General features: G+C 75.4%; 11 protein-coding genes and 1 riboswitch. Of the genes, 4 read left to right on the top strand and 7 right to left on the bottom strand.

Going from position 1 to position 12497, the window contains the following annotated elements:
- Window positions 1-76 precede the first annotated feature (76 nt).
- Window positions 77-3010, top strand: coding sequence for a LuxR C-terminal-related transcriptional regulator (locus ACY34I_RS23745; RefSeq protein WP_462757288.1), 2934 nt, complete (start codon window positions 77-79; stop codon window positions 3008-3010).
- A gap of 92 nt (window positions 3011-3102) precedes the next feature.
- On the opposite strand, the gene ACY34I_RS23740 is transcribed toward ACY34I_RS23745, so the two are convergent.
- Together ACY34I_RS23740 and ACY34I_RS23735 are read right to left on the bottom strand one after the other, a co-directional pair.
- Window positions 3103-3654: a DsbA family protein gene (locus ACY34I_RS23740; RefSeq protein WP_148794477.1), complete on the bottom strand. Its 552-nt coding sequence runs from the start codon at window positions 3652-3654 to the stop codon at window positions 3103-3105.
- Window positions 3655-3814: 160 nt separating this feature from the next.
- Entirely contained in the window at window positions 3815-4495 is a 681-nt protein-coding gene (locus ACY34I_RS23735; RefSeq protein ID WP_462757256.1) for a BON domain-containing protein, read from the bottom strand.
- Window positions 4496-4738: 243 nt separating this feature from the next.
- Here ACY34I_RS23735 and ACY34I_RS23730 point away from each other — a divergent pair, with 243 nt between their 5' ends.
- The gene (locus ACY34I_RS23730; RefSeq protein WP_462757255.1) at window positions 4739-5377 is read left to right on the top strand and encodes a maleylpyruvate isomerase N-terminal domain-containing protein; all 639 of its coding nucleotides are present in this window, start codon (window positions 4739-4741) and stop codon (window positions 5375-5377) included.
- Window positions 5378-5429: 52 nt separating this feature from the next.
- Here ACY34I_RS23730 and ACY34I_RS23725 read toward each other — a convergent pair whose 3' ends face one another.
- Window positions 5430-5834: a hypothetical protein gene (locus ACY34I_RS23725; RefSeq protein ID WP_462757254.1), complete on the bottom strand. Its 405-nt coding sequence runs from the start codon at window positions 5832-5834 to the stop codon at window positions 5430-5432.
- Between the two features lie 453 nt (window positions 5835-6287).
- On the opposite strand from ACY34I_RS23725, the gene ACY34I_RS23720 reads away from it, so the two are divergent.
- Window positions 6288-6626: an STAS domain-containing protein gene (locus ACY34I_RS23720; protein WP_370517885.1), complete on the top strand. Its 339-nt coding sequence runs from the start codon at window positions 6288-6290 to the stop codon at window positions 6624-6626.
- Between the two features lie 102 nt (window positions 6627-6728).
- Window positions 6729-7181: an SRPBCC family protein gene (locus tag ACY34I_RS23715; protein WP_148794487.1), complete on the top strand. Its 453-nt coding sequence runs from the start codon at window positions 6729-6731 to the stop codon at window positions 7179-7181.
- Here the strand turns inward: ACY34I_RS23715 and ACY34I_RS23710 are convergent.
- The 4 genes from ACY34I_RS23710 to ACY34I_RS23695 all read right to left on the bottom strand — a co-directional run bounded on the left by ACY34I_RS23710 (window position 7178) and on the right by ACY34I_RS23695 (window position 12451).
- On the bottom strand, window positions 7178-7783 hold the full coding sequence (locus ACY34I_RS23710; RefSeq protein ID WP_462757253.1) for a hypothetical protein: 606 nt from the start codon (window positions 7781-7783) through the stop codon (window positions 7178-7180). The genes ACY34I_RS23715 and ACY34I_RS23710 overlap by 4 nt on opposite strands.
- Window positions 7784-7891: 108 nt before the next feature.
- On the bottom strand, window positions 7892-8959 hold the full coding sequence (locus ACY34I_RS23705) for a coiled-coil domain-containing protein (protein WP_462757252.1): 1068 nt from the start codon (window positions 8957-8959) through the stop codon (window positions 7892-7894).
- A gap of 4 nt (window positions 8960-8963) precedes the next feature.
- A riboswitch (cyclic di-AMP (ydaO/yuaA leader) is annotated at window positions 8964-9096 on the bottom strand.
- A 144-nt stretch (window positions 9097-9240) separates the two neighbouring features.
- On the bottom strand, window positions 9241-10155 hold the full coding sequence (locus ACY34I_RS23700) for a cation diffusion facilitator family transporter (RefSeq protein WP_148794493.1): 915 nt from the start codon (window positions 10153-10155) through the stop codon (window positions 9241-9243).
- 178 nt (window positions 10156-10333) lie between these two features.
- Complete coding sequence (locus ACY34I_RS23695; protein WP_462757251.1) at window positions 10334-12451, bottom strand: HelD family protein; 2118 nt, start codon at window positions 12449-12451, stop codon at window positions 10334-10336.
- Window positions 12452-12497 lie beyond the last annotated feature (46 nt).

Raw genomic sequence — 12497 nt, 5'->3', positions numbered from 1 at the left:
GGCGACGGACGCGCCGGAAGCGGCCCCCACCGCCCGCCGCCCGCCGCCCGCCGGCGGGACCCGGCCGGCCGGCCGCATGGCGGACGCGTCTGTGCCCGACGTGCCGCCGCTGCTGGCCTCCCGGCTCGCCCCCGCCGCCCTGCCCGAGCCGGTGCTGGTCCGGCCCCGGTTGCTCGACCGGCTGAACCAGGGGGTGGCCGGGCCGGTCACCCTGGTCGCCGCGCCAGCGGGCTGGGGCAAGAGCATCCTGCTCGCCTCGTGGGCGCGCGCCGCCCGCGACGAGCCGCCGCCGGCCTGGGTGACCGTGGAGGAGGGCGACACCGGGACCCGGCTCTGGTCGTACCTGGCCGCCGCATTGCGGGCCGCGGCGGAGGGCGTCCCGGACGAGGGCCCACAGCCGCCGGTGCCGGACCGCCCGCCCCGCCCCGACCAGCTCGAACTGCTCGCCGCGGCGCTCGCCGCCCGGGAACGCCCGGTGCGGCTGGTCCTGGACGATCTGCACCGGATCACCGACCCCGGCGCGCTGACCGGGTTGGAGTTCCTGCTGCGGCATACGGAGGGCCGGCTGCGGCTGGTGGTCGGCGCGCGGTTCGACCCGCCGCTGGCCCTGCACCGCTGGCGGCTGGCCGGGGAGCTGACCGAGGTCGGCCCGGACGAGCTGGCCTTCACCGACGACGAGGTGGCCGAGCTGCTGGTCGCGCACGGGGTGCCGCTGCCCGCCGCGGCGGTGCCCCGACTGCGCGAGCGGACCGGTGGCTGGCCGGCCGGGCTGCGCTTCGCCGCGCTCGCGCTGCGCAGCCAGGCCGACCCGGCCCGCGCCGTCGAACGGTTCACCGGTGACCAGCCGGATGTCGCCGGGTACCTGCGCGACGAGGTGCTCGCCCCACTGCATCCGGACGCCCGCGACGTGCTCCGGCGCAGCGCCGTCGCCACCACCGTCTGCGCCGACCTCGCCGAGGCGGTGACCGGGCGGAGCGACGCCGGCCAGGTCCTCGCCGACCTGGCTCGAGAGGGGGGCTTCGTCCAGCACGACGGGGGCAGCCCGCCCTGGTACCGGTGCCACCCCCTGCTGGCCGACCTGCTCCGCGACGAGCTGGGCCGGCTCCCCGCGGGGGAGCTGCGCGACCTGCACCTGCGCGCCGCCGGCTGGTACGCGGACAACGACCGCCCGGCCGAGGCGCTGCGGCACGCGCTGGCCGGAGGCGAGTGGAACCGGGCCACCGAGCTGCTGATCGCCCGGTGGCCGGAGCTGACCCCGTACGACCGGGACCTGCCCGCCGCCCCACCCCCGCCCGAGCCGCCCGCCGAGGCGGTGCGCCGGGACCCGGAGCTCGCGCTGGCGTGCGCCGCCGAGCGGGCGTACGTCGGTGACGTCGACGCGGCGGCCGGTTACCTGCGGCGCGCCGTCGACCAGGCGGGTGCTCTGCCCGAACCGCGCCGGGACCGGTTCCGGCGGTTGGCCACCGCGCTGGAGCTGACCCTGGCCCGGCTGGCCGGTGACCACGCCGAGGTACGCCGGGCCGCCACCCGGCTGCTCGCCACCCGCACCGCCGTCGGGCCGGGCGACGATCCCCGGGCCGGGGCGGGCGAGGACGCCGATGCCGGGGCGGTGGCCGGCACGGCGCTCGGGCTGGTGGCGCTGGCCGAGGGGGAGCTGCCCGTCGCCGCCGAGCGGTTCGCCGCGGCGTTGGACGCCGCCCGGCGGGCCGGCCGGCCGCGCACCGAGTTGGTCTGCGCCAGCCGGTCGGCGGTGCTGGCGGCGGCCCGGGGCGGGTTGCGGGCGGCCGAACGGATCGCGCGGGAGGCGCTGGCCATGCCATCCTGCCGGGGCTGGTCGTGTCGGCTGGACTGCGGGCACGCGTACCTGGCGCTGGCCGTGGTGGCGTGGCATCGGGACGAACCGGCGGAGGCGGCTGCGAACCTGACCCTCGCCGGCCCGGCCACCGGCGCACCGGGCGCGGCCCGGCTGGCCGCGCTCTGCCGGGCCGAGCTGCTGGCTGCGGACGGCGAGCCGGCCGCCGCCCTGCGGATCCTCGCCGAGGCCCGGGAGGGGGTGCCCGGCCGGGAGTTGGCCGCCTGGCTGACCGCCGCCGAGGCGCAGCTCCGCGCCGCCGTCGGCGACGTGGACAGCGCCCGCACCCTGCTCACCGACGCGCTGCGCGACGCCAGCGGTCCACCCGGCATCGCTGCCGTCGGGGAAGGCCCGGCGTCAAGCCCGGCCCTCGGTAGGCCGGGGCCGGCCGGCCCGGCCGCGGCGGCTGGGCGGGCCCGCACCGACCCGCCGACCGCCGAGCCGACGTCGACCGGCGAACTCCGATCCCGATCGGACGGTGCTGGCGGGTCCGGCGGGCCCCGGTCGGGCGGTGCGGCCGGGTCCGGCGGGCCCCGGTCGGACGGTGCGGGCGGGTCCGGCGGGGAGGTGGCGACGCTGGGGGTGGCCCTGGCCCGGGTGGAGCTGCGGGCCGGTGACCGGCGGGCGGCCGGGCGGGCGCTGCCCGACTGGTCGACGCCCGGAGCGGAGTCCTGGCCGCTGCCGGTGCGGCTCGCCGCCGGCCTGCTCGACGCGGTCCTGGCCCGGGACAGCGGCGACGACCGGCGGGCCGGGCGGGTCCTGGAGCAGGTGCTCGACCTGGCCGAGCCGGACGGCTACCGGCGCCTCTTCACCCGCGCCGAGCCGGGGGTACGCGACCTGCTCGCCGCCCACCTGGACTCCGGCACGGCGCACTGGGCGACGGTGAGCGACCTGGTACGCGGGGCGGACGAGCGGCGGGCCGACGAGCCGCCGGAGCGTCCGGGCGGGCCGGAGCGCGCGCTGGACGAGCCGCTCACCGAGCGGGAGCTGACCATCCTGCGCTACCTGCAGAGCATCCTGTCCAATGTGGAGATCGCCAGCGAGCTGTCGCTGTCGGTCAACACGGTGAAGACCCACGTCCGCAACATCTACCGGAAGCTCGACGCGACCCGCCGGCGCGAAGCGGTCCGCCGAGCCCGCGAACTCCGCCTGATCTGACGCTGCCCGGCGCCCTCGTTCACGGAAGGAGTGCCCACCCGGCCGGGAGTGGGCACTCTTTCGGTGGCTCTGCGCGGTTGCGGCGGCGCGGCTCAGGTGGTGGCCGCGGCGTCCACCGCGGCCAGCAGTTCCGCGACGTCGTAGCCGCCCTCGTGGCGGACGTCGTTGACGAAGAGCGTCGGGGTGGCGGTCACCCCGCTGCGGATGCCGCCGACGAAGTCCCGCCGGACTCGATCGGCGTGGGCGTGCCCGCCCACCTCCGCGTTGACGTCGTCGGGTGGCAGCCCGAGTTGCTCGACGCCGAGCGACAGGTGCACCGGGTCGAGCTGGTCCTGGTGCTGGTAGAGCCAGTCGTGCATGTCCCAGAACCGCCCGCGCCGGCCGGCGGCCTCGGCCGCCTCCGCCGCGCTCTCCGCGTACGGGTGGACGTTGGCGATGGGGAAGTGCCGGTAGACCAGTCGGACGGTGTCGCCACGCTGGCGCAGTACCTCGGCCAGGTTCGCGTACGCGGCTCCGCAGAACCGGCACTGGTAGTCGCCGTACTGGACGATGGTGACCGGCGCGTCGGCCGGCCCCCGGGCGTGGTCCGTCTCGGTCACCGGTAGGCGTAGTCGGGCGCTGGTGACCTGCAGTGGTGTCGTCATCGGTCCACCTCCGGCCGCCCGAGGACCCGCCCGGCCGGGATCGCCGGCCGGGGCGACCCGGACGCGCCGCGCCCGGGTGTGATCAACCCGTTCGGATCAGTCATGGTTCCCAGCCTCGTCCGCGACGGGGTGAGCCGGGATCACCCGGCCCGGGTCATCCTCACGGCGAGACGGCCACGTGGTTGTGCACGGTGCGGATGCCCGGGGCGGACCAGACGACCCGCTCGATCTCCTCCCGCTCCGGGATCGAGCGGACCAGGCCCTCCAGGACCACCTCGTCCCCACCGTGCACCCGGACGCTGATCCCCTCCACCTCGGTGGCGCCGTTGCGGGCGAGCGCGTCGACGATCCGCTCGGCCAGGTCACGCGTGTCGGTGCGGGTGCCGGGCCGGACGGTGATCCCGTTGCTCACCCCGCGTACGCCGTTGAGCCGGCCGACCGACCGCTCGGCGGCCCGGCGCTGGTATTCCCACTCGACCTGGCCGTGCAGGGTGACCCAGCCGTCGCTGACCGTCACGTCCAGCGTCTCGACCGGCACGAACGCGTCCCACTCCAGGGCCCGGGTGGCCGCGGTGGCGATCTCCGGGTCGCTCTTCTCGGCGGCGGTGGCGATCCGCACGGCGAGGTCGTTGGCGACCGCGCGTACCCGGGACACCCGGTGCGCGGCCCGCTCGGCGGCCCACTTCTTGGCGTAGCTGTCCACCCAGCCGGTCAACGTCACCACCCCCTCGGTGACGGTCACCCCGATCTCGTTGGGGCGTACCCGGGGCTCCCAGGTCAGCTCATCCAGGACGTCGGACTGGATGTCCTGGTCGGTCCGCATGATCGTCCCTGCGGCCATCGGTGCTCTCCTCCCGGATCGGTTCGCGGTGCGGGCGCGACGGTGCCGGCACGAACCGCGCCAGCCCCGATCCTGTCCGCTCCCCGGGTGACCTGCCCTCATCCGTTCCGGGTGAGCCGACCTGGTGGGAACCGCTTCCAGTCGGTCCCCGTCCGCGGGGCGGCCACCGCCGCCTCCGGACCGCAGTGGTCGATCTTGGTGGGTAGGCTCGGCCTCCCGGACCCGTGACGAGAGGGGTACGCGATGGACTCGATCAGGACCGCCTACCTGACCGCCGCCCGCTCGGCCGCGGCGCTGCTCGCCGACCCGGCGGTGGCGCAGCAGTGGGACGCCCCGAGCGCGTTGGCCGAGTTCCAGGTCGGCGGGCTCGCCGGTCACCTCGCCTTCCAGATCCTGGCGGTGCCCGGGGTGCTGGCGGAGCCGGTGCCGCCGGGCGAGCCGATCGGCCTGCTCGACCACTACGCCCGGGGCACCTGGATCGGCGCGTCGGTCGACGACGAGGTGAACGTGGGCATCCGCCGGTCGGGGGAGCGCGTCGCCGCGGACGGCCCGAAAGCCCTGCTGGCCGCGGTCGGCGCCGCGGTCGACGAGCTGGCCGTCGCGCTGCCGGCCGAGCCGGACGGGCGGGTGGTGCACCTGGCCCGGGGGCCCTGGTCGCTGGCGCTGGACGACTACCTCACCACCCGGCTGATGGAACTCGCGGTGCACTCCGACGACCTCGCGTTCAGCCTCGGCGTACCCACTCCGGAGCTGCCGGCCGAGGTGCTGGACCCGGTGCTGGCCCTGCTCGCCCGCCTCGCCGTACGCCGGCACGGCCAGCCGGCCGTGCTGCGGGCGCTCAGCCGGGCCGAGCGGGCGCCGGCGAGCGTCACCGCGTTCTGACGCTCGGGCGGCGGTGCCCCGGGTCGGGACACCGCCGCCGTGTCAGGCGGGGTCAGCGGTCCAGGCCGGCCGGCGAGTCCGGCCGGTCCACGTCCACGAACTCGACCTCACCGAGTTCGCGGGCGCGGCTGCCGGCGGCGCGGGCGAAGGTGCCGGCCGCCCAGCCGAGCGCCGCGCCGGCCAGCGCGGCGCCGATCAGCAGCGCCCAGGGCAGCGCCGGCCGGCGGCCGGCGAGCGCGTCGACGGCCAGGCTGGTCCGGCGGCGGGCCTCCTCGGCCGCCGAGCCGACCAGGTCGCTCGCGTCGTCGGCGAGGCCGGAGCCGTTGCGGCGGGCGGACCGGGCGGCGTCCCGGACGCTGTCGCCCGCGGAGTCGACGACGGAGAGCAGCTGCTGCCACGCCTGGTCCGCGATCCGTTCGGGCTTGCTGCGACGGTCCAGCAGAGTGGATCCGAACATGGTTACCTCCTCGGGTGCCGAAGCCCGGGGGCCACTTCGGACTCCGGCGATGATCCGGCGCGGTGCGGTTCGGTCACCGGGGCCAGTGCCCGGAGCGGCGCCGGCGCAAACCAGCCCGGCGGCGTTCGCGGTCGACCGGAGGCAGGGTGGGACAGACCACCCGAACGCGCCGAGGGCGTGGTGCGGGCCCGACGGGCGGGGGACCGCTACCCTGGGTCGGCGGATCGGCGACCCCGGTCGGTCGTTGAAGAGTGCGAGAACCTGTCGTCGCAGAAACAGGAACTGGAAGGTCCGGATTGGGATGCCCAGGTGTGCCCAGTCCGCGAATTGCTCATCCCGAGGGGTGGCGACCGAGGCCGTCGGAGGAATACGCTCGGTCGCGGCCCGCGTACTGATGAGGCGCCCGTACGGGCGAGTGGAGGTGTTCGCGTGAGCCTGTCGATCGTGAAGTCGATGCTGCCGGGTGGTGTCGTCCAGATCGCCCCGCGGGGCGAGATTGACGTCGACACCGCGTACGAGGTGCGGGAAGCGATCGCCGAGGTGCTCGCCAAGGGCCGGCCCGCCCGCATCGAGCTGAACATGCGCCTGGTCACCTTCATCGACTCGGTCGGCATCAGCGCCATGGTCGCCGGGTTCCAGACCGCCGAGGTGAGCGGCGTCAAGCTGGTGGTCACCGAGCCGAGCCGGTTCGTGCACCGGCAGCTCTGGGTCACCGGCCTGCTCGGCCTCTTCGGCGCCCCCGAGCCGTACTTCGCCGACACCCCCACGCCCGAGGTGCTCCCCGGCGCCTGATCCCGCCCGGCGGACCGCTCGCGCCAGCGTCTTCCGACCGTTGCCAGCCGGCCCCTGGTACGGGACGATCGTGCCCACCGGCGACGGCTAGGGGAGTACGGCTTGCTCAGCAGCGACAGTTTCAGCTACACCGTGCAGGCTCGGTGCTCGCGGGCGGAGGCGGTCGCCCTGCTCAGCGACCTCACCCGCCAGGGCGAGCTGCATCCGCTGATCGTCCGGGTCCGCCAGCTGCCGCCCCGGCCCGGCGCCCTGGCCAGCTACGCGATCACCGACCGGCTGGCGCTCGGGCCGCTGCACTTCCCGGTCACCTACCAGGCCGACGTGCTGGTCGCCAACGAGGACGAGGTGGTGACCGTGGCCCGGCAGCAGCCGGCCACCACCGTCCGTAACCACACTCGGCTGCGGGACGAGCCCGGCGGCGTGGTGCGGATCGATGTCGAGATCACCCTGTCCGCCCCCGCACCCCTGTTCGGGTACGCCTTCCGGCAGGCCCGGGCGGCCCACCTCGGCCTCGCCAGCCGGCTCGGCGCGAGGTTGGAGGGCGGCACCGCCTAGGCCCGCCGCCCGGCGGTTTGCGGCAACTCCAGCTCGGCTGGCGGCCGTGACTCGGCCTCCGCGCCGCCAGCCGGCGATCCGCGCCGCGACCCGAAGCCGTTGCTGGCGCCGGCGGCCGGCCGTCGGGTCGCCGGCCGGGCCCGACGCAGCCGTCCCCACGGCTTGTAGGTGGACAACACGGTCATGAGGATCAGCAGGCTGCTGGAGACCGCCGGCGGGATGACCAGGTCCAGCCGGTCCCCGGTGGCGAGTTCCGGCCCGAGCTCACCGAGCCCCCGCACGGTCGGGGTGAGCAGCAGCAGGACCAGGCCGAGCATCCCGGTGGTGATCGCGAACTTCACCAGCACCCAGCGCCAGCGCAGCAGGCCCCACGGGGTGAGCAGCGCGCTGACCAGCCCGATCAGCCAGACCGCCACGCTCAGCGGTGCGAAGAGGTAGGTGACCAGCAGCCCCGCGGCCGGGTAGACCACCCCGGGGTCGGCGCCGCGCAGCCCGGCGATGCCCAGGGTGAGCAGCACCAGGTCCGCGCCGAGCCAGCCCAGCGAGGTGACCAGGTGCAGGGTGAGCAGGGCCTTGCGCGTGGTGGGCGAGAGTCGGCTCATGCCCTCGATGCTCGACCGTCGCCGCCCCGGCGTCGTGGGGCGCACGGCGACATCCGGCGTACGTCGGTGGGCGTACGGTGGCCCGCCGGGCGGCGGGCCACCGCGCGCTCAGTACACCGACAGGTGCACGTGGTTGGTGTGGTCGCTGGACGGGTCGCCGTTGCCCCCGCTGTACGCCTTCCACCCGCTGCTGGGCAGCCAGATCTGCTTGTACCAGATCACGTAGAGCACGGCGAGCGCATCGGCGTTGCGGATGAAGTACGCCGCCAGGTTGTTGCCGTACGTCTTGTCGCCGCCGGTGGCCACCCCGCCGAAACCGTCCTTCTGGGCGGCGAAGTCGCACGCCCGGCCCTTCGGGTGCTCACCCGAACCGCTGGGGCGGTAGCAGGAGACGTACCGGGTGAACCCGGCCGCCTTGGCCTGCTGGAGGGCGTGCAGCGTACGCGGGGTGATGCAGCCGTCGGCCGGCGTCGGGTCGCTGACGCTGCACGACTCCGGCGGCCAGGAGCCGTCGGCGTTGCGCGGCGCGGGGGTGGCGTTCGCCCGGGACGTGCCCTGCACGCTGCCGCCGGCGGTGCCGGTGGCCCGGTTGTTCGCCACCTTCAGCGCGCGTTCCGCCTGGTCCTTGCGCTTGGCCATCACCGCGACCTGCTTGCGCTGTTCCTGGATCTCGCGGTTGAGCGCGGCCTGGGTGCGGGTGGCCTGGTCCCGGGTGTCGATCAGGTCACGCAGCGCGCGGTCCTCGTGCGCGGCGACCTGCTGCAGGGTGAGCGCCCGGTCCATGAAGCCCTCGGGGTTGCTGCTGCCGAGCAGCGCCGCGGCGGTGCCGAGCCGTCCGGTGCGGTACGCCAACCCGGCGATCTCGCCCACCTTGGCGTCGCGTACGCCCAGCTCCGCGTTGATCGTCTTGAGTTGGGCGGTGAGCTGCTGCTGCCGGCCCACCGACCGGTTCAACGCCGCCCGCGCCTCCAGCCAGCCCTTGCTGGCCGCGTCGAGTTGGGCGCGCAGCGCCGGCGTGCCGCCCTCGTCGTCGCCGGGCGCGGCGGCGAGCAGGCCGGTCGGGGGAGCCGCCGAGGCGGGGGAGACCGGCGCGGTCGCGACGCCGAGGGCGAGCGCCGCGACGAGCAGGGCCGCCAACCGGGCGGCCGTCCGTCGTACAGGTGCCACTGCTGGCATTCACATGTCCTTCCGTCAACCGCCGACCGGGTTAGCTGACGGGTTCGGGACGGAAGATCCCTACCGCTGACGCGGATGCACCCCAGGTACGTGGTTCCCCGGCTCGCCGTGCTGCGGCGATTAGGCGACGGCCACCGCGGGCGCCGCAGGGGCGCCGCCCGGCGGAGGCCGCGACCGAGCCTACCGGCGCTGCCTCGACCCGTCCCCGGTGGCGGTGATCGAAAATCGGGCATAAGCTGGCATTAGTGGCAACAGCCACTTGAATTTAAGGTTGTCCTCAATTACCACTCAACGGTGCCGCAGGCGCCGGGTGACGCCCCGGGTTCGATCTGCAACGTGGCGTGATCGATCCGGAAGTCCTCGTGCAGCGCGGCCCGCGCGGCGGCGAGCACCTCGCCCACCTCGGTGCCCGGGGTCGTGGTCAGGTGCGCCGAGGCCACGTCCATGCCGGAGGTGAGTGTCCAGACGTGCAGGTCGTGCACCTCGGCGACGCCGGGCACCGCGGCCAGCCGGTCGTGCACCGCGGTCACCTGCAGGTGCTCCGGGGCGGCCTGCACCAGGATGCGGACCGCGGCCCGACCGAGCCGCCAGGTGCGCGGCAGGATGAACAGCCCGATCGCCACGGCGACCAGCGGGTCCGCCCACCACCACCGGGTGAACGTGATGACCAGGGCGGCGGCGATCACCCCGAGCGAGCCGAGCAGGTCGCCGAGCACCTCCAGGTACGCCCCCTGCAGGTTGATGCTCTCCTGCGCCCCGCTGCGCAGCAGCGCGAACGCGGCCAGGTTGGCGAGCAGGCCGAGCACCGCCACGGCGAGCATCGGTCCGGCGAGGACCTCCGGTGGCTCGCCGAACCGGCGGACGGCCTCGACGAGCACGTACGCGGCGACCGCGCCGAGCAGCACCGCGTTGGCGAGGGCGGCCAGCACCTCCAGCCGGTAGAGCCCGAAGGTGCGCTGCGGGTCGGTGTCGGCGCGCCGGGTGGCGGTGATCGCGGCGAGGGCCATGCCGATGCCGAGGACGTCGGTGAACATGTGCCCGGCGTCGGAGAGCAGGGCCAGCGAACCGGTCGCGAAGGCGGTCACCGCCTCGACCAGCATCAGAGCGCTGAGCAGCGCGAAAGCGGCCCAGAGCCGGCCGCGGTGGCGGTGCGCGGCGTTGGCCACCGTGCCGCTGTGGTCATGACCTGCGCCCACGCCCACACCCTTTCGTCCCGCACCCCGGCCAGGCCCAATCTATGCTCACATCGCTATATATGCAAGTGATCTGGTGGCGCGGCGCCACTACGACGCCTTCAGCTCGGCGCGTCTTTCGCCGCGCGCCGACCTGAAGCCGTCGCTGAAGCCGTTGCTGCAGCCGACGCTGGGGCCGTTGTCAGCCGACCGGGTCGAGGGTGGTGAGGCGCTGGGTGGCCCGGGAGAGCGCCACGTAGAGCGTCCGGACGCCGGACCCCGGATCGGCCCGGATCTCGCTCGGCGCCACCAGCACCACGCCGTCGTACTCCATGCCCTTGGCCTGGAGGCTGGTCACCACCTGGAGTCGGCCGCCGCCGAGTTCGCCCAGCCAGCCGGCCACCTCGTCCCGGCGCGGCACCGGCGTGATCACGCCGACCGTCCCCTCCACCTCGGCCAGCAGCGTGCGGGCCGCCGTCACGGTGGCCGGGGCCAGCTCGGCCGGCGGCACCGTCAGCTCGACCGGTTCGACGCCGGTGGTACGGACCGCGGTGGGCAGCGCCAGGTCCGGGTAGAGCCGACGGATCTCCGCCGCCGCCACCGCGAAGATCTCCGCCGAGTTGCGGTAGTTGGTGGTGAGTTCGTAGCGGTGCCGGCGCCGCCGCCCCAGCGCCTGGTCCCGGGCCCGGGTCAGCTCCTCCGGGTCGCCGGTCCAGGCGGTCTGCGCCGGGTCGCCCACCACGGTCCAGGAGGCCAGCCGGCCCCGCCGGCCGATCATCCGCCACTGCATCGGGGAGACGTCCTGCGACTCGTCGACCACCACGTGGGCGTAGTCGCGGTAGTCCTCCGGGCGCTCGCGGGCCGCCGCCCGGGCCGCCCGCTGCCGGTCGGCGAACGTGCTCAGCTCCCGGACGCCCCCGGCGAGCTGGAACGGGTCGCGCTTCGGCTTCGCCCGCTGCACCGGCTTGCCGAGCAGCGCGTCCAGCTCGTCCAGCAGGGCGATGTCGGCGATGGTCAGCCCGGCCCGGTCCAGCGTCCGGTACGCCTCGGTGAGCAGCCGGATCTCGGCCCCGGACAGGATGCCGCCCGCGTACCGGCGCAGCCGCTCCGGGCGGGCCAGCCAACCGAGCACGTGTCGCGGGTGCAGCCGGGGCCACCAGGCCTTCAGGAACTCGCGGAACTCCGGCCGGTCGATGATCTCGTCCTCGAACGCGGGCTGCTCCGGCAGCCGGCCGATCCGCAGCCGGCGGGCCTGCGCGTACAGGGCGGCGAGGACGCCGTCGAACCCGGCCCGGCGCACCTCGTTGCGGCGCGCGCCGCGGGGCAGCGCCCGATCCCGGATCGCGTCCAGCTCGGCCCGTTGCAGGCGGAGCAGCTCGCCCCGGTAGAGCAGGCGCAGCTCGGTGGGGGAGTCCGGCACGGCGTCCCGGACCGCGCGTTCCAGCACCCGGCGCATCCGCAGTGACCCCTTGACCGCCGCCACCTCCGGCGGATCGGTACGCGTCGCCGACATGCCGGGGAAGAGCGAGCCGAGCGAGTGCAGGGTGGCGGTCTCCTCGCCGAGCGAGGGCAGCACCGAGGCGATGTACTCGACGAACACGCTGGACGGGCCGACCACCAGGATGCCGCCGCCGGCATACCGGGCCCGGTCGGAGTAGAGCAGGTACGCGGCCCGGTGCAGGGCCACCGCGGTCTTGCCGGTGCCCGGACCGCCGGAGACGATCGTGACGCCCGAGCCGGGAGAGCGGATCGCCTCGTCCTGCTCCCGCTGGATGGTGGCGACGATGTCCCGCATGCCTCGCCCGGTGGCCCGGGACAGCGTCGCCAGCAGCGCGCCGTCGCCGACCACCGCCAGGTCCGGCGGCGCCGCCTCCGGGTCCAGCAGGTCGTCCTCGATCCGGGTGACCTTCTCCGCCGAAGACTGGATGGTGCGCCGGCGGACCACCCCCATCGGCTCCGCCGGGGTGGCCCGGTAGAAGGCGGCGGCGGCCGGCGCCCGCCAGTCCACCACCAGCGTCTCGGCGTTCTGCCCACGGATGCCGAGCCGTCCCACGTGCAGCACCTGCCCGCTCCGCAGGTCCAGCCGGCCGAAGACCAGCCCCTCGTGCTCGGCGTCCAGCACGTGCCGCCGCTGGGCGGCGTGGAAGACCATCGCGTCCCGTTCCACCAGCGCGCCGAAGTTGCCGACCCGGGCCAGCCGGTAGCCCTCCCGCTCGGCGTCGGCGGCCGACCGGCGCAGCTCCGCCAGCCGGGCGTACACCCGGTCGAGATGCCGCTGTTCGACGGCGATCTCCCGTTCCAGGGTGGTCTGGTCGCTCACGGCGGGGGCTCCTGTGGTCACGCGGCGGGCACGGCGGGCTGAATGA

This window comes from Micromonospora sp. RTBAU3-60 (assembly GCF_054963695.1).
Note: the sequence above shows the minus strand (reverse complement) of the source record. Positions and strands in the feature narration are given on the sequence as shown.